Source organism: Labilithrix luteola (genome assembly GCF_001263205.1).
In the GTDB taxonomy this organism is placed as follows: domain Bacteria; phylum Myxococcota_A; class Polyangia; order Polyangiales; family Polyangiaceae; genus Labilithrix; species Labilithrix luteola.
Genome location: NZ_CP012333.1, coordinates 10,678,960 through 10,705,862, shown reverse-complemented (window position 1 = coordinate 10,705,862; position 26,903 = coordinate 10,678,960). Strand labels below are relative to the sequence as shown.

Genomic DNA, 26,903 nt, shown 5'->3' with positions numbered 1-26,903 from the left:
GCTCAGTTGCAGCGCGCGCCCCCGCACATGAGCACGGGGGAGAGCGATGCCGATGTCGGCGGATCCTGAGGGCGGAGTGCCAGAAAGAGCGCCGTTCCACCGCCGACGAGAACGGCAGCACCGGTGATGCCCCAGAAGAGCGGGCTGCTCAGAAACGAGCCGCCTTGCTCGCTCTTCTTGGTTTCGCCATGGGACCCGGCGGACGCCTCGGTGCCGGCTTCGGCGAAGGCGCTCTTCGGAACCAGCGGGTTGCCCGCTTCGAAGACGGCGTTGTCGTGCTCGTCGAGGGCCTGCGCATAGAAGTCGAGGCGCGAACGCCCTTTCGGCGCGGGCCCGACCTCGACGACCGCAGCGTCACCCACGGCGAGCTGGCTCACGGTGTAGTCGCCCGACGACGTCCACCGGTAGCCGACGACGAGCTTCTTGGCGATGCGCGTCGGGTTGTGCGTCGTGATCTTCAGCGTACCGCCGCTCGTGGCGACCGTGGCGCTCACGTCGACACCCGGCTTGGAGGCGAGCGAACGAAAGCTTCCGCGCGCCTCCATGAAGGGCGTGTTCACTTTCGGCCCGAGGTTCGTATCGACGCGGTACTCGGGATCGAACGTGAGCAGCTGAAGGAATGCGTCGCGGGCCTGCTCCTCCTTGTCGAGGATGGCGTCGGTCACGGCGAGGATTCGGTACGCGCGAACGAGCTGGTCGTGGGTGAGTCCGGCTTTTTTGATGACCCGATCGGCCACGGCGTTCGCTTGTTCGTAGTCGAGCTTCGCGTAGAGCTGCTCGGCGGTCTCCACGTCCGCCGGTGGCACTGCGGCCGAGCTTGCAGGCTTGGGAGGAGCTGCGCTGGCCGTGGGCTCGACGGCGATCAGCGCGAGGCAAGCGAGCGCCGAAAGCATCGCCAGGCTCGTGCTCGTCCCCCCGCTCGCCTTGGCGCCCGACCGGCACTTGCCTCTGCCTCGCATCCCGCGGAGGATAACGCGAGCGGGCGCGGCCCGCGAAGCAATCGGACAGGACGAAAGGCGGCCGTCGCCCGTTGCGGCCGGCGAACGTGCGCCCTAAAGCCTAGCGCCATGTCGACGACCGAAGGCCGTGCGCGCCCCCGCGCCTCGTGGGACGAGTACTTCATGAACATTGCGCGCGAGGTGTCCACGCGCGCCACCTGCGATCGCAAGCATGTCGGGGCCGTCATCGTCCGCGACAAGTCGATTCTCGCCACGGGCTACAACGGTTCGATCCGCGGGCTGCCCCATTGCGATGAAGAGGGCCATCTCATGGAAGAGGGCCACTGCGTGCGCACGGTCCATGCCGAGGCCAACGCCATCGTCCAAGCGGCGCGGAACGGCATGCGCATCGAAGGAGCATCGATTTACGTGACGGCGTCGCCCTGCTGGGGTTGCTTCCGTCTCATCGCGAACGCCGGAATCACGCGGATCGTGTTCGGCGAATTCTACCGTGACCAGAAAATCTTCGACGTGTCCCAGCGGATCGGCATCGAGCTCGTCGACTTTTCGAAGGCGCTGAGCCAGTAGGACGGCTAGCGCGGCCGCCTCCGCACGCAGAATTCCTGCGAATCACGAGGGCCGGCGGGGCGCCCGCCCACACGTGCTCCACGCCAAGTGACGCGCCCCCCCTGGACAGGTCGACGCGCCGCGCGCAAGCTGACCTAAGGTGGCCCTTCTTGCGGGGTCAAAGGCTTCGGTGAGTGAAGCCGACGGGGTGTTCGGCCGTCGTTCTTCATCATCGTCGTCGACGCCAGCCCGGAAGTCCCGGCGCGGCGTGGTCGTCGCTTGGTCGTCGTGTCTCGTGTGGTGCTTCTGGTGGTTTTGGTGTCCTGATGGGCGGCGCGCGCGATTCCCTCTTTGGCGAGCAGATTGTCTGGACCGGCGGACCGAAGGTCACGACCGTGCCGGTGCTCTTCAAGGTCGTTTCGGCGGTCGCCACAACGGTCTCCCTGGTGACGCTCGCGTTCGCCATCGTCGTCGCTCGAGGTCTCCAGCTCCCAGTCGGTGGGCTGCTCACGTTTTCGGCGTGGTGCGCGACCATCGCCCTCGGTGCCTGGCGATTGCCGCTCTGGTTCCGGGCGTCGGCCCGCTACATCGTCACCGAGCAGCACGTCATCTGGCAGCGGGGCCGTCTGCGACGCAGCATCGACCGCAACGCGATCAGCTACGCGGTCATCCGGTGGCACGAAGGTGTTCCTGGCGTAGGCGATCTCGTCCTCGAGCGAGCCGTTCCGACGGGCGCGCTTCGCCGGACGCTCAGCGTCACGCTCGCCGATGTCGAAGCCCCCGACCGGCTCTGGGCCATCGTTCGCGGGCTGACGCCCAGCGCGCCGTTGGGTGACGGCACGCGTCCACTCGCGCAGCGGCTGGACGACGGCGAACGCGTGCTCTGGACCGATCGACCCCATGCCTCACGTTGGACCACGCGGCGCGTCGCGACGGCGGTCTGCGCCACGGCGACGGCTGCGACGGTCATTCTCCTTCTGTCGCGCACGGTCCCGCCCATCGCTCGGATGCTGCGTCTGCACGCGCTCTCGCCGATCGTGTCGGGGGTTCTGGTTGCGGCCGTGGGGCTCGGCATGCTCCTCCTCGCAAGCGTGGCTCTCTGGATTGGCTATGCGTCGGTCGTTCGTCCCGTGAGGCTCGCCCGGGCCACGCGGTATTTCGTCACCGATCGGCGTGTGCTCATTCGACGCGGAAGCGAAGAGCTCCATCTCGATCGCCAGCGGATCGCATACGTCATCACCGCGCCGTGGAGGGAAGGGGATGCCCGGCGTGACTTGTTCCTCGTCCTCGATGGTCCGCAGGCGCGCGCGTTTTCGCCGAGCGGCGCGTTCGGGGGCGGTGACGAACAACGTCTCGTGCCGATGTTCGCGGCGATCGAGGATGCCGATACGGCGAGCGAGCTCTTGCACGTGAGCCGAATTTCGCTCTCCGGAGCGCGGCAGGCGGCCTGATCACGCCCTTGCCGGAGGCGCGACCCGGAGGCGTGCGCATGGCTGGAGACGCGACCGGAGACGTGATCGCGACCATGCCAACGCCGCGGAAACGCTAGGGGAAAGGGCGGTCGAGCGCGGGCGCGTTCGGTTTACCGTTGGTGACGAACCAAATCGGGTTCTGGCGCGTCGAATGGGTATGGCCGCGTCACCCTCTCTCTTGGTCTATGGTAAGACCGCCTCCGTGGTCGACGTCGGCCAGATCGTCAGCGGGAAGTACAAGCTCCTTCGCCTCCTCGGCGATGGGGGCATGGGCGCCGTCTACGAGGCGGAGCACCTCGGCCTAGGTACGCACGTCGCGATCAAGGTGCTCCACACGGAGCTCGCGCGCCGGCCGGGCCTCGTCGAGCGCTTCGTGCAGGAGGCGCGGGTCTCTGCCCAGATCCGCAGCCCTCACGTCGTCCACGTCACCGACGTCGATCGTACGCCCGACGGCATCGCCTACCTCGTGATGGAGCTTCTCCAGGGCGAGCCACTCTCCAATGTGGTTCGCCGCGAGAAGCGGCTCGGGCCGGGAACGGCGAGCGAGTACACGCTCCAGATCCTCCAGGCGCTCGAAGCAGCCCATGCGCTCGGCGTGATCCATCGCGACCTGAAGCCGGACAACGTCTTCGTCACGTTCGAAGGCGGAAGGCCAATCCTGAAGCTCATCGACTTCGGCATCGCCAAGTTGAAGCGCGCCGAAGGCGGGACCACGAAGAACCTCACGGTCGCGGGCATGCTGATGGGCACGCCCGAATACATGGCGCCCGAGCAAGCGTACGCGGCCGACAAGGTCGACGTTCGCGCGGACATCTATGCCGTCGGCGTGATGCTCTACGAGATGCTCTCGGGCACGACGCCCGTCACCGGCGACGATCCGCGCGTCCTCGTGTTCAAGGTCGAGCGCGGTGAGATCACCCCGCTCGTCCACGCGGCGCCCGGCACGGCGCCGGAGCTGGCCGGTCTCGTTCATCGCGCGATGGCGCCGCGGCCCGAGATGCGTTTCTCGTCGGCCACCGAGATGCGTCTCGCGCTCGAAGCGGTGCAAGGCAAGCGCGCGGGGACGGCGAAGTTCGCATCGCCGGCGGCCGTCGGGCCCGTCGCTGCTGTGCCGGCCCACGCGGCGCTCGCGCCTGCTCCGGCGCCGAACCATTTCGCGCCTGCGCCGGCGTTCGAACCTCCGCGTGAGGCGGCGGGAACGGGCACCGTGATGGGAGCGCCCCTCGGCTCCGCCATGAACGGCGGCGCGAACGTGCAGCTCTCGGGCAGCACGGTTCGCGCGGCTCCGATCGACGACGCGCTTCGTGCACGCATGGCTGCGACGCCGTACGAGTCGGCGGTCCCACCTCCGATGACGAACCATGGGACCCATGGAACGGGTCGCCGAAGTGGAGGCGGGCTCATCGTCGGCCTCGCCGTCGTCGCCCTTCTCCTCGGAGCGGGCGCGGTGGTCGCGTACGTGCTCGGCACGAACAGCACGTCGGCGTCGACGACGCCGATCGTGGGGCCGCTCACCACAACGCCTGCGGTCACGGCGCCCGCGGCGCCCACGACGGGTGTTCCGACGACGCCGGGGCCGGTCGTCACGGTCACCTCCGCCCCGCCGCTCAACGCGGGGCCGCAGGTTCGTCCGACGACGCCCACCGGCCCGGGGCCGTCGACGAAGCCGACCACGCCTCCGAGCTCATCCACGAACCCGCCGACGTCGCCGTCGAGCACGGTTCAGCCTCCGCCGTTCGTCTTCCCGTCGATTCCGAGCGGGTTCCCGAGCGCGATCCCGCTGCCCAGCGGGTTTCCGAGCGCGATTCCTCTGCCGAGCGGATTCCCCACCATCCAGTGGCCGCCGATGGCGCCGCCGCCGTCGCAGCCATCGGGCCAGTGAGTTATGGTTCCCGGGCTCGATGAAGCCGCCGCTGCCCGAGCCTCTTCAGATTCTCAGTGAGACCTGGCGATCGATCGTCCAGGGGCCTCGTCGTCGTGCGACCGTGGCTTTCGTCGCGCTGGCGATCACGGTCGCGCTGCTCGTGGCGCGCGGTGGCACACTCGGGACGCGAATCGGTGCCGTTGCGATTCTCCTCGCGACCGCCGCCGGCGTCGTAGCCATCGCGATTCACGAGCGCCGTGTGTTCCGCGATCCCGCGCGAACCATCCAGCGCGTCGCGGGCCGCGTCGAGCCCGAGCTTGCAGGTCGCGCCGTTCGTGCGCTCTCGTTGCTCGGCGACGAAGGAACGCGTGGCGCGTCGACCGAGCTGGCCGAGCTGCACGTTCGCCGGACGCTCGCTGCACTTCCGAGCGAAGGCGCCGAGCGTGGAGCACGTCGTCTCGCCATGGTGCTTGGGGCGTCCGCGCTCGCGCTCGCGGCGGCGACGGTCGCGGGGTGTGCCACGAACCCGTGGGGCGTGTTCGAGGGTTTCGACGTCCTCCTGGCGCAGAAGGGCGTGGCGCCCATCGGGATGGCATGGCTCACCGACCCGCGGATCCAGGCTCGCCCGCCGGACTATCTTCATCTCGACGAGCGACACGTCACGCCTTACGACGATGTCGCGCTCCCGCGCGGCGCGCTTCTCACCGTGCGCGGTCGTCCCGTTCATGCGAACCGGCGTCTGCTCCTCACCGACGGCGATGCCGAGGTGCCCTTCGTCGACGACGGCTCGGGTCACGTGGTGGCGCGCTGGCCGCTCGCCGACACGGCGAAGCTCAAGGTCGTAGCGCGCTTCGGCGACGTCGTGATTCCGGAGTGGGAGGGGACGCCCGTCGAGTCGATCCCCGACCGTGCGCCGGACGTCGTGCTGGAAGGTGCGCCGAAGCGCATTCTTCTCGGCGCCGCCAATCAAGGTGGTGGCGAGCGCGCCGACACCTCCGAGATCCCGATTCACTACGACGCATCGGACGACCACGGCTTGCGCGAGGTGCACCTCGTCCTGCGCGCAGGTGCTCGCGAAGAGCGGCGCGTCCTCGCGCGGCTCGACGGCGAGACCAAGTCCGACCGCGGCGGCTACACGCTCCGCACGACCGACTCGTTCGTGAAGAAGAGTCACGCGCCGGTGGAGATTCGCGTCGAAGCCAAGGACAACGATCCGCTGACCGGTCCGAAGTGGGGGTCGAGCGAAGCCATCACCATCGTTCCGCCCGACGTGGGAGAGCCGGAGTCGCGCCGTCTCGCCGCGTTGCGTGAAGTGCGCGATGTTTTCGTAGACTCGCTCGCGTGGCGCCTCACGCACGGCGTCCCCGCCGACCCGAAGGAGCGTCGGGAGTTCCTCGACCACGAAGCGCGATCGCTCGACGAAAATGGCGATCGTTTCGACAACGCACTCACCACCTCGTATGCGGGAGTGCGCGTGCCGGGCCGCCTCGCGGCGATGCTTCGCGCGCGTATGCGCAAGCTGAAGGAAGCGGTGAAGAACCAGGCGCTGTCACCGAGCACGGCCTCACGCGCCGCGGTCGTGAAAGCGAACGAGCGCTTGGTGCTCGTGCTCGACGCCGTGATCCAGGGCACCGGCATCAAGGACACGCGCGATGTCTCCAAGGAGCTCGCCGAGGTGGCCGACGACCTCGCCATGGCGGCAACGCTCGCCCAGAAACCCGCCGAGAAGGCCCGCGCCGAGCAACGCATGGACGCCGCTGTCATGGTTCTCGAAGGCGGAGGTCGTTCGATGGTCAAGTTGGGGGCGCTCGGTCGCGACATCGGCGAGATCGTCTCGATGGACCTGCTCCGCATCGCGCGGTCCCGAGGTCTTGGCCAAGAGCAAGACGCCGACGCGGGCGCTCCGAAGCACGTCGAAGATCTCCCGCACACCGTCCTCGCCGCGCAGGATCTCGCCGCGCGGCTCCGCCAGCCGGATCCGTCCTTCGGTGCGAGCGGAGGCCGTCCGTCGCACGCGGGTGGTGAATCGGGCGGTGGCCGAGGCGCTTCCGGTGCGGATGGCGATGGCGAGGGAAGTGACGCTGCGCAGGCCTTCAACGAGGCGGTTCACGATCTCGAGCGGCTTGCCTCGGAGCATGCCGGCGAAGTGGGCAAAGTGGAGCAGTCGCTCGCGAACGGGTCGAGCGCGGACGATCTCAAGTCGCTCTCCGAGGAAGCGAAGAAGCACGCCGACAAGGTTCGCGAGGCCGCGCGCCCGTTGCCCTCGGTTGGTGGTGGCAGCGACTCGTGGACGAGCAAAGGCGCGGCCGCTCGCGAGCACGCCGAGCAGATGGCCCGTGCGCTCGAGCAGGGCAACGCGGCCGATGCCGTCCAGAGCGGTCGCAACGCGCTCAACGCACTCGACGAGGCCCGTCGTGCCGCCGCGCGCGACCGCTGGTCCCGTCCGTCCGAACCCAACGCCGAGCGCACGCTCGAAGAGGCGCGCAAGGGGCTCGAAGGCGAGCTGAAGTGGACCGAGCAGAAGCTCGACGAGCTGCGCAAGAAGGCGGGGGAGCGCGCGGGGCCCCAGCTTCGCGAGCACGGCGACGCCGAAGGCAAGCTCGCCGAGCGCGCCCGCGACGTCGCGCGCAAGGGGCGCGACCAGGAGACGTTGCCGCCTGCCGCTCTCGACGCCCTCGAAGACGCCGAGCGCGCCGCACGTGAAGCCGCCAATGCGCTCAAGCAAGGCGATGCCGAGCGCGGGCTCGCGCAGCAGCGCGAAGCGCAGCAGAAGCTCGAGATGGCGCGCGACGCGGTGGGGGATGGTGAATCCGGTGAAGGTGAGGGCGGAGACGGTTCGCGCACCGATCGCGATCACGCCGACATCCCCAAGGCCGATCAACACAAGGGACCCGAAGAATTCCGCAAGCGCGTCATCAAGGGGCTTGGCCAGCCGAGCGGCGGCCGCTTCAAGGATGCCGTGAAGCGATACGCCGAGGGGCTTCTGCGATGAAGCGTACGTTTTCGAAGAGGGCGCTCGGCTTGGTGGCGTGCGCGCTGGCGCTCTCGGCAGCGCTCGTCGTGCCGGCACGCGCGGGCGCGGGAGCGTCGAACGAGCCGACGCCGCCCTCGAAACCGATCCTGGACATCGGCAACCACGCCGCGCGAGCCAGCGAGCTGACCGTCGCTCAGGAGTACGAGGCCGCGCACGCCGAGCTCGCGAAGGCCGACCCCAACGATCCGGCGGTCGTCGTCGCCAAGGCGCGCCTCGCGCTCTATGAGGAGAACTGCGACCTCGCCGTTTCGCTTCTCGGCCACGGCGAGGCGGCGCTCAGCGACGAGGCCAGGCTCATCGGCGACGTCGCGCGTGGATGCGCCCGCGTCACCGCCGCCACGATCGTCGACAAGGACGAAGCGAATGGAATCGTCATCCGCTACCACGACGAGGCCGACCGCGCGCTCGGTCCGCTCCTCGTCGACACCGTGCTCAAGGCGCGCACGTCGCTCGCCCGCGATCTCGGTGTGGAGTGGAAGAAGCCGACGCGCATCACCGTGGTGAGAGATCTGCTCTCGCTCAGCGCCATGACGGGCCTTCCGTACAGCGCTGCGCAGACGACCGGCACCGTGGCCGTCGCCAAGTGGGGGCGCGTCGCCATTCTCTCGCCGCGCGCGAGCAACCGCGGTTTTGCCTTCCGCGATACGCTCACGCACGAGCTCACGCACCTCGCAATCGCGATGCAGACGCACGACCGGGCCCCGCTCTGGTTGCACGAAGGTGTGGCACGCCGTGAAGAGGTGCGCTGGCGCGAGGTCGGCCACTTCGACGACCGCCCAACCCCCGAGAGCGTGGTTCTCCGTGGAATGGAGATGAAGCTCGACCTTCCGCTCGACAAGCTTGGACCCTCGATCGCCATGCTGCCGAGCGCCGACGCGGCGACCGTAGCCTTCGCGGAGGTCACGAGCTTCGTGCGCTTCTTCGTCGAGAGCTCTCCCGAAGGGGCACTCTCGAAGCTCCTCGTCGCGCTCCGCGAGACGAAGGAGGTCGACGAGGCGCTCTCGCGCACGAGCGGCGAGACACTCGCCCAATGGGACGTCCGCTGGCGAGCCCACCTGGCCAAGCGTCCCAAGGAGCCGCTCTCACCGCTGCTCGGCCTCGGAGCGAGCCCGCCCGGCCTCGGGGACTCTCGCGAACGCGCACGCCTCGCCGAGCTGCTTCTTGGCCGAGACCACGCCGCCGAGGCCCTCATGGAGCTCGACAAGGTTCCTTCCGACCTGCTCGGCGATCCGAGCCTTCGCTACCTCCGAGCGCGTGTCCTCGAAGCCTCGGGGGACACGAAGGCGGCCGAGACTTTGCTCGAAGATCCGAAGCTCTGGGTGGCGAGCTACGGACCCTGTTGGGCGATGCGCGGACGCCTTGCGCGTGCGCGTGGCGACGGCGCGACGGCCGACGCATCGTTCGAGCAGGCTCGAGCGCACGATCCTCTTTCCGTCGAGAGCGCCTGCGAGACGTCCCCCGCGCCGGGCACGAACGGGAAGGGCACGGACGGCCGAAGTGATCCGTTGTGCGACGCCGCACGGCGTCGGTACGACCCCGATATCGGCCGGGAATAGCCGCGCGACGCCGAAGTCATTTGTCCAAGCATTGCCGATGCTTAGAGTGCATCGGTACCAACCCGTGAAACGCGTCGAGCACGAGCGTTACCCTGCTGCCGGAAGCAACCCCGTCGACCCCTAATTGACCGGAGCGTTGCGGGCCCGGCATAATCGGTAACGAGCGAATCTGTCGAAAGAAACGGCTCGGCGCACGCATTGATCGAAGGAAGAAGAGCGGAACTTGAACGCGATCTCGTACGCCACCGCCCAGATTCTCCGTGTCCTGCCGCGAACCAAGATCACGCGCGCCATGGGCCGCCTCGCGGACTACGCCTGGCCGGAGCCCGTGGGCAAAGCGGTGGTCAACCTCTACTGCCGTGCCTACAACGTCGAGCTCGACGAGTGCGCGAAGGCCTCGGGCTTCGCGAGCTTCGACGAGTTCTTCACGCGTGAGCTTCGCGAGGGCGCGCGCGAGCTGCCCGTCGACCCGAAGGTCATCGTCAGTCCTGCCGACGGTCGCATCGACTCGCTCGGTCCGGTCGACGGCCGCAAGTTTACCGTGAAGGGGCGACCCTACAGCGTGGACGAGCTCGTCGGTGATCCGGCCGAAGCTCGTCGGTACGAGGGCGGCACTGGCTGCATCGTCTATCTCTCTCCACGCGACTACCACCGTGTGCACTCGCCGGTCGAAGGCTCGATCGTCACCGTGCGCTCGATGCCCGGCGACTACTACCCGGTCAACGAGATCGGCGTTCGTCACGTGCCGAACTTGTTCGTTCGCAACCGTCGCGTCGCGATCGTGATCGACACGCCGGAGAGCGTGGGACTCGGCCGGGTCACGATCGTGATGGTCGCGGCGATGGTCGTCGGGCGCATCACCGTGACCGGTATCGACGCACGCGACGTACCGTTCGGAGAGCACCCGTACGAGCCTCCGCGCCACGTGCGCCAGGGCGACGAGATCGGTATTTTCCGGCTTGGATCGACGGCGGTCGTCTTCTTCGAGCCGCGCGCCAAGCTCCGTTGGTTGGTTTCGGAAGGACCTGTTCGGTTCGGTCAGCCGCTAGGGCTGCGGGAGGGTGGGGAGGCCGGATGAGCGACGGTCCCGCGAAGCTTTCGCCTCCGGAGGCTCCGGCCCTGGACGACATCATCCTCGGGGATGATGACGCGACTGCCGTCTCGCCGCCTGTCATGCGCGAGACGAGCGTGCAAAAGGCGAGGGTTTCGGCACCGCCGCCTCCGAAACCGGTCACGATTCCTCCGCTCAACGACGCACAGACGCGCGTCGACGCTGCGCTCGCCGACGATGGCGTGCGCGGGAAAAATGCGGATCCGCGCAAGCGCGCGAAGCTGACCCTCCGAATTCCGGACGACGAGATCGCTCGTCCGCAGGTCGTTCACACGCCGATCCCCGGTATGCCGGCCGTGGCGCCCACGCCCAGCCGGCCGCCGTCGGCCGTCGCACCCGAAGAACGCCGCCACGACGGACCCTCGACGTTGTCGGCGTTCGACGCGAATGCGCCGCTCCAGCCAACGCGCATCATCGCGATTGGTCCTGCGGACGAGACGATTGTGAATCCGCCGACGGAGCCGCCGCCCCCCGTCACCCGGACCGAGCCCCCGAAGCGTGCGGTCGGCATCGATCCCTCGCGCGAAGAGGGCTGGACGCCTTACCAACCCGCCGTGATCGACGAAGACGCGACCTTGCGGATGAGCCGCCGGGACCCGGGCTTCGAGGTCTTCGCGGCCTACTCGGGCGCGGATCCTCGCCGGACGATCATCGACGGTGCGCCCGAGCCGGCGCCTCCTCCTCCGCCGTCGGAAGAGATTCCGATCGACCTTTCGGATGCGCCCGACGAGCCGATGACCATGCCGCGCCTGCCGGTCGACGTCGTGGACTCGGAGGAGATCCGCATCGACGACGGCGAGCGTACCTCCGATGCGGGCGAGGTCGACGAGGTCGAGGCGGACGATCTCGTCAGCGTCGAGTCCATTCCTACGCCCCACCAGCCGCCTCCTCCGCCCGCCAAGGGCCAGACGCAGAAGCTCCCGGCTTATGGCGGGCCGTCCACCACGGCGACGGCCCTCATGGCTGGCATGGCTCCGGCTCCGGCTCCGGCTCCCGCTCCCGCGGCGATGTACGCTCCGTACGGCCATCCTCAAGCGCCGGCTCCGTATGGGGGAGCTCCCTACGGGGTGGCTCCCCAAGCGCCGGCTCCGTACGGGGTTCCTCCTCAGGGGACCGCCCCTCACGTGCCGCAGTCGCATGGGAGCTCGCCGGCCATCGTTCATGCGCCCGTGACGCCCGTCCACGCGCCCGCGAGCGGTCCGGGACTTCCGTCGGTGCCGTCCTCGCCCGACTTGTCCTCGCTCCCGCCTCCGCCTGCCGGTTTCCACTCGCCCGCGGTGCCCGGCATCCTCGGGATGAAGACGCCATCGGCCCCACCCGCAGCCGCAACGGCCGCCGCGGCAGCGCCGGTCGCGGTCGGGTCGCAGGCATCGCTCTTCGTGCCACAAGTGACGGGGATCGCGCCGCCGCCGATGAGCGAGGCCGCGGCGAACCGAAAGAAGAACCGCCCCTGGTGGGAAGAGCTCTTCAACGACGACTTCATTCGCACGATGGCGAAGGTCACGGACAAGGACATTGCCCGTGAAGTCGACTTCATCGAAGAGAGCCTCGGCTGCGAGGCGGGCGCGACCGTCCTCGATCTCGCGTGCGGAACGGGGCGTCACGCCGTGGAGCTCGCCACGCGCGGCTACCAGGTCGTCGGCTTCGATCTGAGCCTGGCGATGCTCGCGCGCGCGTCCGACGAAGCGCAGGATCGCAAGCAGAAGATCAACTTCGTGCAGGGCGACATGCGCGAGATGCTCTTCGAAGACACCTTCGACGGCATCTTTGCCTGGAACACGAGCTTCGGCTTCTTCGACGAAGAGAAGAACAACGCGGTCATCGCGAAGGTGCACCGCGCGCTCAAGAAGGGCGGCCAGTTCCTCCTCGACGTCGTCAATCGCGACTACATCATCCGGCAGGCGCCATCGCTCGCCTGGTTCGAAGGCGACGGCTGCATCTGTATGGACGAGATGCAGATCGACTTCATCACGAGCCGAATGCGCGTGAAGCGCACGCTCATGATGGACGACGGGCGTACGAAGGAGATCGAGTACTCGATCCGCATCTACGCCCTCCACGAGCTCGGAAAGATGCTCCACGACAACGGCTTCCGCGTTGCCGAAGTGAGCGGGCGCATGGGAACGCCGGGGGTGTTCTTCGGCTGCGAGTCTCCGCGCACGCTCATTCTGGCCGAAAAGCGCTGACGTCCAAGCGCGGCCGCGTTGCAGAGTACCTCGATCCCAGCGGAACGAGGCCCTATCCTCACGCTCGTGAAGGCGCTGATCCTCGAAGGCGACGTCGCCCGGTACACCACCGACTACAGCGACATTGTCCGCGCTCATGCCGAGGGCAAGAACTTCTGGGTCGAGCTCGACGAGCGTACTCCGGAGGATGATCGGCTGCTCGAAGAGGTCCTGAAGATCCATCCGCTCGCCATCGAGGACGTGTGGAACGACATCGGCCTGCCCAAGATCGAAGACTTCGGTGACTACGTGCAGCTCGTGATGCACGGCGTTCGAGAAACGGATCTCGAATCGTCGGAGGTTCCGCTCTCGCTCACCGAGCTCGACGTCCTCATCGGCAAACACTTCCTCGTGACCCATGCGCACGACGAAAAAGTCTGTGCCGTGGAGCCGACGCGCGCGGAAGTTCAGCGCCGCCCGGGCCTTCTGCGGAAAGGGCCGGCTTGGGTCGCACACGCCGTGCTCGATCGCATGGTCGATGAGTACATGCCGCTCATCGACCGCCTCGACGACGAGATGGATTCGATCGAAACGAGCATTCTCTCCGACAGCGGAATTCGTCCGGACACCGCGGTGATTCCCAAGATCATCCGGTTGAAGCGCAGTTTGCAGCTCTTGCGGCGAACGACGATTTACCAGCGCGAGATCCTATTGCGCCTCGCACGCGCGGAGTTCGACGAGATCCCGCGCGAGCTCGTTCCGTTCTATCGCGACGTCTACGATCACTTCGCGCGCGTGACCGAGCTCGTCGACAGCTATCGCGATCTCGTCACCAGCTTGCTCGACGCGCATCTCAGCTTGCAGTCGAACCGCATGAACGAGGTGATGAAGCGACTCACGATCATCTCGACGGTCATGTTGCCGCTGACCGTGATTGCGGGCGTCTACGGCATGAACTTCGAGCACATGCCGGAACTGCATTGGCTTTGGGGATATCCGTTCGCACTCGGTTTGATGGCGGCCGTCGCCGGCGGGATTCTGCTGTGGTTCAAAGCGAAGAAATGGCTTTGAGCCGAGAGGTCGAAGGGCCAATCGCGAGCTCAGGCGTGCAAGGGCCTTGCGTGATTTGCATGCGCGCGTCATCTTGAGGCCGATGGTGCTCGTTCAGGCATCGCGTCGATTTAGCGGCCCCCCGGCCCAGCTCGGGTGCGGGGTTCGGCTGCCGTGTGAAATCGCCGCGTAACGACTCATCGTTCACGGCTCGCACGTAGCCGAAGACCGCAGGAACCCGAGTTCGGCTCGGGGGATTCGCGAACCCGAAACGCGAACCCGAGCTCGATGGCGAGCTCCTGCGAGGTCTACCGTGAAGATTCGATTGATTGGCCAGAAGGCGCTCGACGACGCGCTCGTTCTTCGTGATTTGACCGACCCCGAAGGCGGGGCCCATGCGATGCAATCGCTCGTCGCGCAACTTGCGAGCGACGTGGGGCAGGCACAATCGACCGAGCCACGACGCGTCCGAGGCGCGCGCGTGGTCTCCGTTCTCGACAACTACGACCGTCTCGGATTCGCGCCTGAATCCGTCACGCGTGATGCCCGCTACACGCGTTACGTCACCCACGACCGGGTCCTCCGCACGCATACCTCGGCAATGATTCCGGAGGCACTTCGCGGGCTCGCCGAGTCGGGCGAAGCGAGATCTCTCGACGTCACGATGCTTGCGCCGGGCGTGGTGTACCGACGCGATTGCATCGACCGACTCCACTCCGGCGAACCGCATCAGGTCGACGTCTGGCGCGTGCGTCGAGGCGGCAAACGTCTCGATCGCGACGACTTGCGCGCGCTCATCGCCGTCGCCATGGAATCGCTCCTACCCGGGTGGCGCTGGCGCACGACCGATGCCGTGCATCCCTACACACTCGAAGGGCTGCAGGTCGACGTGGAGCACGACGACCAGTGGATCGAGGTCGGCGAGTGCGGTCTGGCACACCCGCGGGTGCTCGAGCTCGCGGGCTTGGACCGCGACGTCTCCGGGCTCGCGATGGGCCTTGGACTCGACCGCCTGCTGATGCTGCGCAAAGGGATCCCCGACATTCGACTCCTGCGTTCCTCGGATCCGCGCATCGCTTCGCAGATGCTGGATTTGGAGCCTTATCGAGCGGTGTCTTCGTATCCGGCGATTCGCCGCGACATGTCGATCGCCGTCCCGGCAGACACCACGCCGGAGGAGCTCGGCGACCGCGTTCGACTCCTCGGGACGCTCGCGAGCTACGTGGAAGAGATCGAGGTCGTGTCCGAGACGCCTGCGCGATCACTTCCTCCACAGGCCCAGGCGCGACTCGGACTTCTTCCCGGGCAGAAAAACGTGCTCCTCCGCATCGTCGTTCGGTCGCACGAGCGCACGCTCACGCACCCCGAGGCGAACGAAGTGCGCAATGCGATTTACCGCATTCTCCACGAAGGAGCCGTGAACGTGTTTGCGTCGTGAGTCTCAATCGACGTCGGCGTCGGCCAGGCGCTCGATGACGTCGCGAGGGGTGAACGGCAGCATGTCGAGGGCGATGCGGAGCGTACGCAGGAGCGCTCCGCTCGCTTCGGCTTCGAACAACTCCACGAGCTCCAGGAGGCGATCGCGTATCTCCTTGGTGGCGAGCGGTTCGTGGAGTGCCACCTCCGCCGCGACGCGGATCACGGCACCGAGCGACCCGTCCATGGGCCCACGGAGAAGGGCCAGCAGCACCGTGCGCTTCTCGGTGCCTGCCCAGCCGGTCTCCGAAAGGGCGAGCCCGATCATCGCAACGACCTGCCAACGATGAATGGCAATCGGACCGGGAGTCATGCGGGTATTGGGCATACGTGGATGCAAGAATGCCGAGACCCAGGCGTGCGCATTCTCGGCGGGAGGACGGAGCATGCTGGCCGCCGACCACAAATCGAGAAAGTCAGACGAAGGTTCGAATTCACGCTCGTCGTATTCCGAAATCGACGTAATCCATTCGTCGAGCTCGGGAGAAGGCAATGCTTCCTTGTCGACGACGGTATTCGCCGTGGCTCCGTCACGCAGGCTCGCTCCGATTCGGCGCGCGCTGTTTCCCATGACGTCGCCCATCTGGACGAGCAGGCCGTGCCCGAGGATGCGCCGACGTACGAGGTCCAGTGGTGGCTCGACCGGCGGCGGGGCCCCGGCACTCTCGAGGGCCGTGACGAGCTCGAAGGCGATCTCTTCTTCGGCCTCGAGCTCCGTGAGCCCACGATAGACTTCGAGGCGCGCGAGCGCGTCGTTCCAGCGGCCGGCATCGACGAGAACGCGGAATTGCTCCAATCGATGGACGGGGTCCCCTTCGGCTTCGAAGGCGCGATCGAAGCAGGTCAACGCCTCGTCGAATCTGCGCAGCGCCCGCAACACGAAGCCGCGCGTTGCTTCGGCCATCGCCACGAACTTTCCGCCGCGGGCACTCGTTTCCACGGCCGCCGTCGCGTCGAGCGCGTCGTCGAGTCGACCGGCACGCCGCAAGATCGCCGATGCTACGAGTGCCGTGCGAACATCGCCGGGGGCCTGACTTCGCGCGAGCAGAATGACTGGCACGAGCTCTTCGGCGGCGGCTTGCTCCGCGGGGAGGAACGTCATCCGTCCGAGCCCGAGGGACATCGCAGGCATGCAGGCCTGCACGAGGAGCGTTGGATCGACGCGAAGCTTGCCGGCGGCGGCCTCCTCGCACCAGCGCGCCAGCCACGGTGCGAATCCGGCGTGGGGAGCGCCATGTTGGAGCTGCGCGACGATCTCGATCGCTTCTCCGAGCTTGCCATTCCGATGGAGCCAGTAGGCACGCGCGGCGTGGGCGCCGAGGAACGTATCTTCTTCGAGGGCGCGACGGAGCTTCTCGTCGGCGAGCAGATCGGCGAGGTGCGCTCGCCATTCCTGACGATTCGGTTCGAGTGCGAGTGCCGTGATGCAGTGAGTGAGCGCGTGGAATCGAACGCCCGCGCTCGTCAGCTCGTTTACGAGCGCGATTTCGTCTTCGTACGAAAGCTCGTCGTCCGTGTCCTGCGATGGAGCCATTCGAACCCCCCGGCGTTCACTCTAATGGTGAGTCTCGAGGTCGAGACAGTGTCGTCTGAGTCTCCGAGGAGGAAGACCTCGACTGTGGGGATGCGCCGCACGCGTCGCGGCGATCAGCTGCGATAGGTTGCGACGGTGGGTGGCGGAACACGAAGCGGAGCACGAACTCCTCCGCGAGACGCTTTCCGATGGAGACCCTCGAACTCCGTCCAGGAGGACTCTTCGCGAATGGCTCGTTCGTATGGCGCGGAAGACGACGTCGTTGGTTCGGAGAATCGCGAGAGCGATGTCGAGAAATGCTCCGAAGTCGACGTTGTCGGCGGAGAGGACGCGCCGTCAGCGCGCTGCAACGTGCGGCTCGCGCGCGTCTTTGCAGCAGCGCGTGCCGGTCTCGGCGCCGTTGTACACGTCGTTGTGACCCACCTGGAACTGGCGGCAGGCGTGGCGGCTCGGGATCCACCACGAGCCCTTGAGGACCTCTTTCCAGCCCATCTTCGAGCCCTGGCCGGGGCCGTCCGCCTGGGTCCACTCCTCGACGTTTCCAGCCATGTCCTGCACGCCGAACGGGCTTGCGCATTTGGCGTGCGAGCCGGCGGGGGAGCGGTGATCGACGAGCCGTCCGACGCGCCCGATGTTCTCGCTCAGGTCCACGTTGCAGGCCGAGCTGTCGCGCTCCCAGCCGTAGGGGTACGGGCGCATTTCTTCGCCCTCGCACGCGAAGATCCACTCGCTCTCGCGACAGAGGCGGGCGCCTTCCGCCTCGCAGAGGTTGCGTGAGGTCGTCCACGACATGAAGTGACGAGGGAGATCGCTCTCGGGCTCTTTCCGTTCCGTTGCGTCGATGCAATAACGCTTGTGGACCTTCGGCGACTTGCACTTCGCCTCCGGCGCGTATCGCTTGCACCGAAAGTTCGCGTAGCGGCTCGACGGCGGGTCCATCCACTCGAGGCAGGTGTGTTCGACCTCGGGGCAGAACTCGCCGTCGACGAGCACCATGCCCTCGGGGCACGCCTCTTCGCCGTTGACCTTCTTCGCGAGATCGTTCGAAGGCGCGGGCGTCGGAACGACCTTCGCGGGAACGGGCTGGAACGAGCTTGCGAGTTTGAGCGTGGTCACTCCGACGGCCGTCTCGCTCGTGGGGCGACTCTCGGCCGCCACGGCGCGGGTGCATGCGGGCGCGAACGCGACGGCCAAAAGGAAAACAACCAAGCTCTGCCGCGCGTACAACATCGGGTTCCCCGCGTACCGCAGCTCGCCGTTCGCACCAACCCACGCGATGCGTTGCGACGCGAAAAAAGCATGGTGCCGACTGGATGTTCAGTGCGCTGGAGAGGGGCGACTTTACTCAGGTTCAGTGGCCCGAGGGCGGGCCGACCACACACGTTCAGGTGGGAGTGTTTACTCGTCTCCGAAGCTGATTCCGTCGGGATAGACGCCGACGCTCCATCGTCGTTTCGCCGCGAGCGTCTTCGGATCGATCTCGAGGATCGTTCCCGGCGCTCGATGGTCGCCTTCGCAGACGAGATACGCGCGACCATCTCGAGCCACGCGTACGGCGTGAGGCAGCGTGCAGTCGCTCTTCGGGAACGACGTTCGCGTCACGACCTTGGACGACTCGACGTCGACGAGCGCGAGCCCGTCCGGCGACTGCAAAGGGACCATGACCGTCCGAGCGTCGACGAACGCAGGCATGAAGGCCTTGGCCGCGAGCGGCACCGTCTTGTCGGCGAGGAAGCGCTTCTCGCGACGATCGAAGATGCGTAGGTCCTGGCCCTCGAGATTGGCGACGATCACGCGTGACTCGTCGGGCGAGAGCAGCGCCGAATAAGGACCGTACCGCGGCACGCCGGGAACGCCGGGAGTGAGGCCGAGCGGGTGGCGTGAGATCGACAGCGCTTCGTTCGTGAGGTCGATGATCGCGAGCTCGTCCGAGCCGTAGCACGCGACGAACGCCGTCTTGTCGTCACGCGACGTCACCACCCCGTGCGGCGCCACGCAGACGGCTCGTGCTGCGAGGAGCTTCATCGTGGAGGCGTCGAAGACCGTGAGGCGCGCGAACATCGTGGCGGGGCTTGCGCCCCCCTGCGCAGCGACGTCCATCGCACGCTTCATGTCGAAGTGCGTGACGAGGACCTTCTTCCGATCGTGGGTGAGGACCACGTCGCCGGGGTTCTCGTCCACGTCGGTAAGTTGCTGGACGGCGAGGGTGCCGAGATCCAGACGGACGAGCCTGCCCACGCTGGCCGCGCTGCCGTGGTTGGCGTGCGCGCCCTTCTTGGATGCCGTCTCGGGAGGGAAGGCCAGCGCCACGAAGACGTTCTTCGTCGACGAGTCGAGCGCGAGGTGATGCGGCGCCTCGTGTACGTCAGGATCGAGATCGAGCGGCACGTTCACGACCGCGTCTCCGTCCCTGTCGATGACGGACACGGCGTCCGACCCGTTGTCGGTGACGTAGGCGGCGCGCTCCGCTGGAATGTCGATGCGGGCGCCCGCCGTCAGCGGACCGGCCGATGCCTGCGCCGTCTTCTTGCAACCCGAGCATCCGGCGCTGGCGAGCGCAGCCACGACGAGCGCGAACACGAGAACGAGAGCAACGCTCGCGCGCCCGAGGTACAACGAAAGCGTGCTCGCTCGAGACGTCACTCCCCGCGTTCGCGCTACCCGATTCGGGCGCTCACGTTCACGCATGCAGCGGTGGCTGGCAACCGGCATGATGGCGCTCGCCCCTTTGTGTATCACGCGAGGTGCGATCGCGAACGGTCGTTTCCCGCAGGCACAGATCATCGAGACCGTTCCCGGGAGCGCAGGCGAGACCGTCTTTTTGCGCACGACCTTCGGCATTCTGGTCTCGCGCGACGCGGGCAAGAGCTGGCGGTGGATCTGTGAGCGCGCGCTCGGTTACGAAGGAACGTGGGACCCGCCCATCGCCGTCATGCGCGATGGGCGGTTGTGGGTGGGCCTCGAAGGGGGGCTCGTTTCGACGCTCGACGGCTGCGTCGTCGAGCGCGCGCCCGAGCTGGAAGGCGAGACCATCGCAGACCTCACGACCGACCCTCACGGTGAAATGCTCTGGGCGATCACGGGCTCGCCCGAGAAACGCAACGCGATCTGGCGTCGAGAGCCGACGGGTGCATGGCGTCGCATGGGGTTCGCCCCGGAGAACGTCCACCTGATGACGATCGAGGTGGCTCCGTCGCGCACGTCGCGGCTCTACGTGACCGGTCAGCCTTACGGCGAGGTTCGTGGCCAGGTCTTCCATTCCGATGACGGCGGCAAGACGCTCCACGCGCACGCGAACGCGCTTTCGGAGAGCGGCCCACTCTTCATCGCGGCCGTCGATCCTTCCGAGCCGTCGCGGGTTCTCCTTCGCCATCTCCACGCTGCAGGCAGCGCGCTTCTCGTCACGAGCGACGCTGGGAAGACGCTGTCGCCCGTCCTGGAGATGAAGAGCGCCATGTTCGGCTTTGCCAAGAGCACCGACGGTCGCACCTACTGGGCCGGCTCCGGGCTCCCCGAGCACGGCATCTATCGCTCGACCGATCGCGGCAAGCACTTCGAACGCGTCTCGGAGCACGGGGTGCTCTGCCTTCACGAGGCTCCCGGAAACCGGCTCTTCGTGTGCGAGAACGGCTTCAAACTCGGTGCTCCGGCCGTTGGGCTCTCGACCGACGAAGGGAGCACTGTCCGCGCCATCGCCTCGTTCGGCGACGTGGAAGGTCCTGTCGCGTGCGCCGCCGAAGGCGCCGCAGCGTCCTTGTGCGCCGATGCGTGGCCCGAGACGCGCGCGCTCGTGTTGCCTCGTGAAGCTGGTGCACCCAAGCCCGTCGTCGAAGCAGGCGTGTCGAACGACGCAGGCACGCAGGCCCCGCCCCCTCGAAAGAGTGCGTGCGGCTGCTCGACGATCGGCGAGCGCCGCGAAACGGGCGGACGTTGGTGGCTCGTGGGCCTGGTGCCCCTCGCGCAGTGGATGCGCCGCTCCCGCCGATCTGGATCCGCTGGTCCTCACCCTGGTCAGCGCTGCACCAGGTAGCGACCGCTGCCAGTAGAAATGTTTACGGGCCCTCAGGTCGGTCGGACGCCATGAAGCCCACGAAGCTCGGGCATCGCGTTTTGCCTACAATCTGCGCACGATTCGCGCGTGCGGTGGCGCTTGCCTTGCAGTGACGGCGCGTCATGCGCCCCGTTTCGTTCGGCTCGCTTGCCAGCCTAGCCTCGCTCGCCGTGGTCGCCTCCGTGCTTGGCGCGTGTGGTGATGCCGCACCGCCCGGAGGCGTCCTCCGGCATCGCTCGTCCGGCGTGCCGGCGGTCGGCTCCAACGAACAGCACGATCCGAACGACATCGAGAACGACGGACCTGATCCCGGCAATCCCAACGCGAATACGCCGCCTGCTGCGCCCACGAGCGCAGGGCAGGCGAGCGGTCAGCTGGCTGTAACGGTGAGCAATGCGCAGCCGTCGGCCGATTTGGGAACCAACGTGACGATCGACGTCACGGTCGAGCCGAAAGCGGGATTCACCGGCGATGCCGACTTGAGCGTCAGCGGTCTGCCCGACGGCGCGACGGCGACGTTCGCACCCGCGAAGGTGACGCTAGGAACGACGAGCGTGACGTCGAAGCTCACGATCGCCGTGCCCGTCACGACGGTGGCGTCTGCACAGAATTCGAGCTCCGCGCTCGTGATCTCCGCGAAGTCGGGAACGACGGCCGCCACGGCGAACGCGAACTTCAAGGTGAACCCGAAGCTCTTGCTGACGATCCCGATGAACATCGACGCCCTGCGCGCCGCCAGCGGCACGAAGTACATCGATCAATGGGGAGCGGCGTTCGGCGCGACTCAGCAGCCGCTCCACACGCAAGACGGGAACGGCATCGTCGTGTCCGTGAAGAACGGTGACTCGACGGCGCACATCGTCCACGGCGCGAACGGCTTCGCCCACGGCGACCAGGCAAACCCGATTCCGCCGAACTCGATGGAGCTGCTGCAAGACGGCACGCCGCGGACCCGTACGTTGAACGTCGGCACGAACTGCAATGGCTACCCGCACGAAGGGCAGAACGGTTCGAGCGCGTCGTTCCGCATCAAGGTCGAGACGGCCCCCTGACGCGACGCGCCCCGAGCGGGGCACGTTGCGCGCGGCTACTCGTAGCGAATCGCGAGGATGGTGAGCTCGGTCTCGCCGCTCGGCTTTTTGAACAGAATCGTCTCTCCCTCGCGTCGCTTGAGCAGCGCGCGCCCGAGCGGTGAGCGGTAGCTGATGCAGCCGCGCACGAGGTCGATCTCGTCGGCGCCCACGATCTGGTACGTGGCCTGTTTGCCGTCTTCGTCTTCCAGATCGACCGTGGCTCCGAAGAACACGCGCTCTCGTTCGCCCTCGGGCCGCTCGGCGGGATCGAGCACGGTGGCCACGTCGAGGCGCTTGGTGAGGAAGTGGATGCGCCGATCGATCTCGCGGAGCTTCTTCTTGCCGTAGATGTACTCGGCGTTCTCGCTCCGATCGCCCTGAGCCGCGGCGTCGGCGACCTCCTGGACGACCTTGCGTCGCTTCGTCCAGAGCTCGCCGATCTCCTCCTGCATACGGAGGGCGCCCTTGCGTGTGATGTAGTTCGTTTCGGTGGGCTTCGTCGTCACGGGCTCAGGGCTCCTTGGGCTCCGCGTTGGCACCGGCGAGCAGGACGTCGAGGACCCACGGGCGATCTTTGTCGATCCCGAGCTCGAGGACGGCGTTCGCGATCGCTCGGCGCGACGCATCGCGCGGGACGCTCAGCACGGCCCATCGAGCGGAAGGGCCTCGACCCCAGACGCGGCCGGCTTCGAGCTTCACGCGACGGCTGCCGCCACAGATCGCGACCGTGGTGCCCGCGGGGCGCACCAGCGCAACGGCGTGCTCGGCGAACGCGATGCGATCGAAGCTCTCCGTCGAACGCTGCGCCTGATCTTCAGCCTGCTCGATTCGCTCGAGCTCGATACGAGGCATCTCCAGCGAGCTTAGCATTGTCGACGACGACTCGCCGGCCGACGTCAGCGCCCGCGGATTCGCGAGCTGAGCTCGAAGAAGTAGCTCACGAGGTCGCGTTCGCGGTGTCCCATCTGGACGAAGCGCGCAAGGCGGCCAAAAGGCCAAACGCGCGTATCCGGGGGCACGATGAGCGACCAGTAGCCGAGCTCGTTCGGCGAGATGTCGACCCACTCGGCGTCGAGGCGTCGGATGAGAATCTCGCTGAGGAACGCTCCGTGGCGCTTCAGCACTTCGACGTCGCGTGCGGTGTGGAGCGTGTGGTCGGGGAACGACTCTAGAAGCACGGCCTGCATCGCTTCGATGCCCGAGACGTCGGCGCGGAGCTCGATGCCGCGCCGTTCGCGATACTCCATGCCGAGCTGTCGAGACAGCATCGTGAACTGCACGCGCGCCTCGAGGACGGATTTGGGCAGAACGCTGCGGAGCGTGGCGTCGGGAGCGAGCCCTGCAGGGAGGGCGAGATGCTCGGCAAGCTCGTCGTCCGGGCCGCCGATCTTCGGCAACAGCGGAGCGCGCGCGATGAGCGGGGCGGGCGCTTCGTGTTTGTACGGGGGCAGCGACGCGCCGTACATCCGCACGCGGATGTTCGACTCGCTCGAGGCTTCCGGCGGAAGGTCGGCTTCGAGCAGCGGCGTCGTCGCCGGCGGTCGGAACGAAGGAGGGAGCGATTCGTCGGTGAAGGAGTCGAAGCTCGATCGCGAGACGGGCCTGAGCGGTGTCGGCCGAACGTGGTCGTCTTCGAACGCGGGCGGTAGATACGACGCAACCTTCGGCTTCTGCGAAGGCGGGCGAGGCGGCGGTGACTTCGGCGTCGGGCGCGAGACCAGCGGAGGTCGGGGCGCGCTGCCGAGCGGCGGGCGCGAAGCGCTCACGGGAATGGCGGAGTCGGAATCAGGCTCTGCGCGCGGGTCGAGCGCCGCCGGGATGCGCGATTCTCGAAGTTCGCGCATGACGCCCGTGAGTCGACGCGACGGTCGCTGCGAGGGCGGTGACGAACCGCTCGGCGGACGACTCGCAGGCATCCGCGGTGCGCTCGTCGAGCGCGGTGACGCGATCTGTTCGGGCGTCGGGAGCGTCTCCGGCGCCGGCAGATCGAATGTGAACGCTGCCTCCAGCGGCGGCATCTCGAGCTCGATCGAAGGCGGGCGCGCCGCCGCCGGAACGGCAGGTGCGGGATCGGGCGGAGCCGTCGCGAGCGGCGGAATCGGCGGCAGATCGAGCGCGAAATCGAACTCCGAAATCGGCTGCGGTGCGGGCGGGGCGACGAGCGGAGGCGGCAGCTGACTCGGCGGCATCGCCGACGCGAGCGTGTCCGCCAGCGTCTTGCGTCGATCGGGCGCCGCGCCGACGGCGCGCGCGAGGATGCGCTGCGCGCGTAGGAGGAGTCCTTCGTCGATACCGGGAGCGTCGACGAGATCGCGCGCGTAGGGGACGGCGCGCCTCGGGTCGCCTGCCTCGAGCCAAGCTTCGGCGGCGAGCAGCGAGAGCTCCTGGAAATTCGTCATCGACAACGCGAGCGCCGACACGCGCTCGGCAACGAGCCTCGGAGGCTCGAGCCGCATGGCGAGCGAGGCGCGCGCGCGGAGGTACGTCGTTCCGGGCGTTCGGCCACGCTCCTCTTCGATGCGATCGAGCACGGCGACGACGTTGTCGTACGCTCCGGCATCGAGCGCGGTCTCGACCGACCAGAGCTCGGGATCCGACAGAGGCCCTCGCTCGGGCCTCTCCCGCACCGACACGGAGCGCTCGAGTGACGTGTAGAGTGCACGCGTGTCGTCGTCGGGCGCACCATCGATGCGGGAGCGAATGAATGCGATGACGTCGGCGCGCGGGAGGTTTTCGACGATCAGGGGCTTCGGGTCGAAACGCACGAGCTCGGAAATCGCGCGCTCGAGGTCGCGCAGCGTGGCCACGTTGGGCCGTTTGTACGTTCGCTGGCCTGGCTTGCTCTGTTTCGTCCAGCCCTCCGTCGAGAGAATGACGGTGGCTTCGCTCCGCTCGTTCTCGAGGAGCGTTGCGAGGTAGAGGAGCTGTAGGGCGACGCCCGCCGCGGGCAAGCCTAGGTCGAACGCGAGCGTCGGAAGATCGAGGAAAACACCTCGGTAGGTCTGTGTGGCCGCGTCGAACAGGCTCGACTGGAACAGCTCGAGCGGACCGAGATACGTCGCGAGGCGCTGCACGGCGCTTCCGCGCGCGTACGCGCTCGACAGCGTCGGCTGCATGGCAAGGCCACACTCACGCGCGAGGGCAGGGGTCGCGCCGATCTGCTCGAGACGCGATCGCGCGATCGCCACGGTGGTCTGGTAGCTGTGCTCGCGCACCCGACCCGGCTCGCTCGCGCGCAGTTCGATCTCCGACGCATCGAAGAGCGCGTACTCCGCGTCGGGAGGCGCGGTGGCTCGAAGCACGACGCGGTCGTCGACGAGCAGCATGCAGGTCGTGCCGCCGGTTCCCGCCGAACCGCGAGGACCGGACGACGCCGGCGGCCCGCTTTGCGGCGGCGCAGAGCCGTGCGCAGGCGGGGCGCCTGGGGTGCCCGGAACTACCGAGAACGCGGACGCGTCTTCGTCGACGGGTAGTCTCACCGTGCCACCAGTTTAACAGCTCCTTCGAGCGTGATGATGACTTCTGTAGGGGGCCGCGCCACCTTTGGTTCCGGACCTTCGATGCTCGTGGCTCGGTCGGGGACCGGCCATTTTTCTGGACCCTCGTCGTTCGCGGAGCTTATACATGCGGACCTCGGCCGTGAAATCGCGGTCTGGCAGCTAGCTGGAGCGTCTCAATGCCCACTCGGAAACTCGCCTCCGCCGTCCCGTTCGTCCGTCGGCGCTCGAAGCTTGGACGAGCTTCATCGCGCTCCCGTTCCGTGGTGGTCGCAGGTGGCCTCGTGATTGCCGGGGTCTTTGCTTTCGCGTGTGGCGGCAAACCTCCGAGGGAGCCGAACATCACGGAGACCGTCAGCGATGCCGGCCCCGAGGATACCGCTCCGCCCGAGCCGGCGAAGCCGAAGTCGCTCTACGAGCGTCTCGGCGCGAAGGAAGGCATCGCGAAGGTCGTCGACTCCTTCGTGAAGAACCTCCAGAGCAACGACGTCACGAAGAAGCGCTTCGCGAAGCTGTCGAAGGACCGCCTCGAGAAGTTCCGTCAGAACCTCGTCGATCAGATCTGTCACGAGACCGGTGGTGACTGCGAGTACACCGGCAAGGACATGAAGGCCGCCCACAAGGGCATGAAGATCACCGAGGCAGAGTGGAACGCCACCATCTCGGCGCTCAAGGCGGCGATGGAAGAGAACTCGGTCGGTGAGACCGAGGCCGACGATCTGTTCGCTCTCGTCGCACCGATGAAGGACGACATCGTCGAGGTCAAGCCGAAGGGCGCACCCAAGAAATAGGGTCGAGGATTCGGCGCAGGCCCGGTCCTATTGAAGTAGTTAATACGGCGAAACCTAAGAGGGCTTCGCCGTGAAAGAAACGTTCGACGCGATCCTCAAGCCGGATCAGGCTGGTTACCTGGAGGGCATCGAGCCCGCCCGTGACGCGCTTCTCGCAGAGATGGAGCACTACGCGAAGGAGCGTGGCGAGCCCATCAGCGATCCCGAGGTCGCGTCGTTCCTCGCAGTGACGGCGCGCGCATCGGGCGCTCGCGCGATCGTCGAGGTTGGCACGAACATCGGCTACGGCGCCATCGTGCTCGCCCGCGCGGCAGGCCCCGATGCACGGGTCGTCACCATCGAGAAGGACCCCAAGCGTGTCGACGTCGCGAAGGGCTTCGTCGCCAAAGCCGGTCTCGAATCACGCATCGAGATCCGTACGGCCGACGCGCTCGCCGAGCTCGCGAAGCTCGGTCCTGGAATCGACCTCGTCTACATCGACTGCGTGAAAGAGGACTACCCGGCGTACCTCGACATCGTCCTGCCGAAGCTCTCGGCGAAAGGCGTCGTCATCGCGGACAACGTCCTCTGGAAGGGCTTCGTCGCTGCCAAGGACGTGCCCGCCCACGAGACCGCACGCGTCGCGGCACTCCGCGCGTTCAACGAGAAAATCCTGACCGACAGCCGTCTCCGGGGAGTTGTCCTCCCGCTCGGAGACGGCGTCGCGTACGCGGTGCGCGTTTAG

General features: G+C 67.3%; 20 protein-coding genes. 13 read left to right on the top strand and 7 right to left on the bottom strand.

What is annotated here, in order from left to right; genetic code table 11:
* Positions 1 to 2 precede the first annotated feature (2 nt).
* Positions 3 to 959 carry a tetratricopeptide repeat protein gene (locus AKJ09_RS46190; protein WP_146654241.1) on the bottom strand — a complete coding sequence of 319 codons (957 nt, stop codon included), beginning with the start codon at positions 957 to 959 and terminating at the stop codon, positions 3 to 5.
* Between the two features lie 108 nt (positions 960 to 1,067).
* Between AKJ09_RS46190 and AKJ09_RS46185 the strand changes: the two genes are divergently transcribed.
* The 9 genes from AKJ09_RS46185 to srmL all read left to right on the top strand — a co-directional run bounded on the left by AKJ09_RS46185 (position 1,068) and on the right by srmL (position 15,195).
* Positions 1,068 to 1,526, top strand: coding sequence for a deoxycytidylate deaminase (locus AKJ09_RS46185; protein WP_146654240.1), 459 nt, complete (start codon positions 1,068 to 1,070; stop codon positions 1,524 to 1,526).
* Between the two features lie 305 nt (positions 1,527 to 1,831).
* Complete coding sequence (locus AKJ09_RS46180; protein ID WP_205633975.1) at positions 1,832 to 2,956, top strand: hypothetical protein; 1,125 nt, start codon at positions 1,832 to 1,834, stop codon at positions 2,954 to 2,956.
* A 178-nt stretch (positions 2,957 to 3,134) separates the two neighbouring features.
* Positions 3,135 to 4,859 carry a serine/threonine-protein kinase gene (locus AKJ09_RS46175; protein WP_169928462.1) on the top strand — a complete coding sequence of 575 codons (1,725 nt, stop codon included), beginning with the start codon at positions 3,135 to 3,137 and terminating at the stop codon, positions 4,857 to 4,859.
* A gap of 19 nt (positions 4,860 to 4,878) precedes the next feature.
* Entirely contained in the window at positions 4,879 to 7,833 is a 2,955-nt protein-coding gene (locus AKJ09_RS46170; protein WP_146654237.1) for a DUF4175 family protein, read from the top strand.
* Positions 7,830 to 9,431, top strand: a complete 1,602-nt coding sequence (locus tag AKJ09_RS46165) for a tetratricopeptide repeat protein (protein ID WP_146654236.1) — start codon at positions 7,830 to 7,832, stop codon at positions 9,429 to 9,431. Before AKJ09_RS46170 ends, AKJ09_RS46165 begins: the two co-directional genes overlap by 4 nt.
* 223 nt (positions 9,432 to 9,654) lie before the next feature.
* The gene (gene asd, locus AKJ09_RS46160) at positions 9,655 to 10,509 is read left to right on the top strand and encodes an archaetidylserine decarboxylase (protein ID WP_240488855.1); all 855 of its coding nucleotides are present in this window, start codon (positions 9,655 to 9,657) and stop codon (positions 10,507 to 10,509) included.
* Positions 10,506 to 12,728 carry a class I SAM-dependent methyltransferase gene (locus AKJ09_RS46155; RefSeq protein WP_146654235.1) on the top strand — a complete coding sequence of 741 codons (2,223 nt, stop codon included), beginning with the start codon at positions 10,506 to 10,508 and terminating at the stop codon, positions 12,726 to 12,728. Before asd ends, AKJ09_RS46155 begins: the two co-directional genes overlap by 4 nt.
* A gap of 66 nt (positions 12,729 to 12,794) precedes the next feature.
* Entirely contained in the window at positions 12,795 to 13,778 is a 984-nt protein-coding gene (gene corA / locus AKJ09_RS46150) for a magnesium/cobalt transporter CorA (protein ID WP_169928460.1), read from the top strand.
* Positions 13,779 to 14,070: 292 nt separating this feature from the next.
* Positions 14,071 to 15,195: a PheS-related mystery ligase SrmL gene (srmL, locus tag AKJ09_RS46145; protein ID WP_240488854.1), complete on the top strand. Its 1,125-nt coding sequence runs from the start codon at positions 14,071 to 14,073 to the stop codon at positions 15,193 to 15,195.
* A 3-nt stretch (positions 15,196 to 15,198) separates the two neighbouring features.
* Here srmL and AKJ09_RS46140 read toward each other — a convergent pair whose 3' ends face one another.
* From AKJ09_RS46140 to AKJ09_RS46130, 3 genes are all read right to left on the bottom strand, one after another.
* Positions 15,199 to 16,767, bottom strand: a complete 1,569-nt coding sequence (locus AKJ09_RS46140; RefSeq protein ID WP_146654233.1) for a tetratricopeptide repeat protein — start codon at positions 16,765 to 16,767, stop codon at positions 15,199 to 15,201.
* Between the two features lie 336 nt (positions 16,768 to 17,103).
* Positions 17,104 to 17,997, bottom strand: coding sequence for a formylglycine-generating enzyme family protein (locus tag AKJ09_RS46135; protein ID WP_146654232.1), 894 nt, complete (start codon positions 17,995 to 17,997; stop codon positions 17,104 to 17,106).
* Between the two features lie 168 nt (positions 17,998 to 18,165).
* Entirely contained in the window at positions 18,166 to 19,410 is a 1,245-nt protein-coding gene (locus AKJ09_RS46130; RefSeq protein WP_146654231.1) for a YncE family protein, read from the bottom strand.
* A gap of 43 nt (positions 19,411 to 19,453) precedes the next feature.
* Between AKJ09_RS46130 and AKJ09_RS46125 the strand changes: the two genes are divergently transcribed.
* Both AKJ09_RS46125 and AKJ09_RS46120 read left to right on the top strand, forming a co-directional pair.
* Positions 19,454 to 20,797 carry a WD40/YVTN/BNR-like repeat-containing protein gene (locus AKJ09_RS46125; protein ID WP_169928459.1) on the top strand — a complete coding sequence of 448 codons (1,344 nt, stop codon included), beginning with the start codon at positions 19,454 to 19,456 and terminating at the stop codon, positions 20,795 to 20,797.
* A 143-nt stretch (positions 20,798 to 20,940) separates the two neighbouring features.
* Positions 20,941 to 21,870 carry a hypothetical protein gene (locus AKJ09_RS46120; RefSeq protein WP_146654229.1) on the top strand — a complete coding sequence of 310 codons (930 nt, stop codon included), beginning with the start codon at positions 20,941 to 20,943 and terminating at the stop codon, positions 21,868 to 21,870.
* Between the two features lie 35 nt (positions 21,871 to 21,905).
* Here the strand turns inward: AKJ09_RS46120 and greB are convergent, their stop codons facing one another.
* From greB to AKJ09_RS46105, 3 genes are read right to left on the bottom strand one after another with little or no spacing between them, the layout of a single operon-like run.
* Positions 21,906 to 22,397, bottom strand: coding sequence for a transcription elongation factor GreB (greB, locus tag AKJ09_RS46115; protein WP_275936708.1), 492 nt, complete (start codon positions 22,395 to 22,397; stop codon positions 21,906 to 21,908).
* Between the two features lie 4 nt (positions 22,398 to 22,401).
* Positions 22,402 to 22,743: a hypothetical protein gene (locus AKJ09_RS46110; protein WP_169928457.1), complete on the bottom strand. Its 342-nt coding sequence runs from the start codon at positions 22,741 to 22,743 to the stop codon at positions 22,402 to 22,404.
* A gap of 44 nt (positions 22,744 to 22,787) precedes the next feature.
* Positions 22,788 to 25,370 (bottom strand): hypothetical protein, encoded by a 2,583-nt coding sequence (locus AKJ09_RS46105; RefSeq protein ID WP_146654227.1) that lies wholly within the window; start codon positions 25,368 to 25,370, stop codon positions 22,788 to 22,790.
* A 197-nt stretch (positions 25,371 to 25,567) separates the two neighbouring features.
* Between AKJ09_RS46105 and AKJ09_RS46100 the strand changes: the two genes are divergently transcribed.
* Together AKJ09_RS46100 and AKJ09_RS46095 are read left to right on the top strand one after the other, a co-directional pair.
* Complete coding sequence (locus AKJ09_RS46100) at positions 25,568 to 26,179, top strand: group I truncated hemoglobin (RefSeq protein WP_146654226.1); 612 nt, start codon at positions 25,568 to 25,570, stop codon at positions 26,177 to 26,179.
* A gap of 70 nt (positions 26,180 to 26,249) precedes the next feature.
* A complete protein-coding gene (locus tag AKJ09_RS46095) occupies positions 26,250 to 26,903 on the top strand; it encodes an O-methyltransferase (RefSeq protein WP_146654225.1) in 654 nt (217 codons plus the stop codon).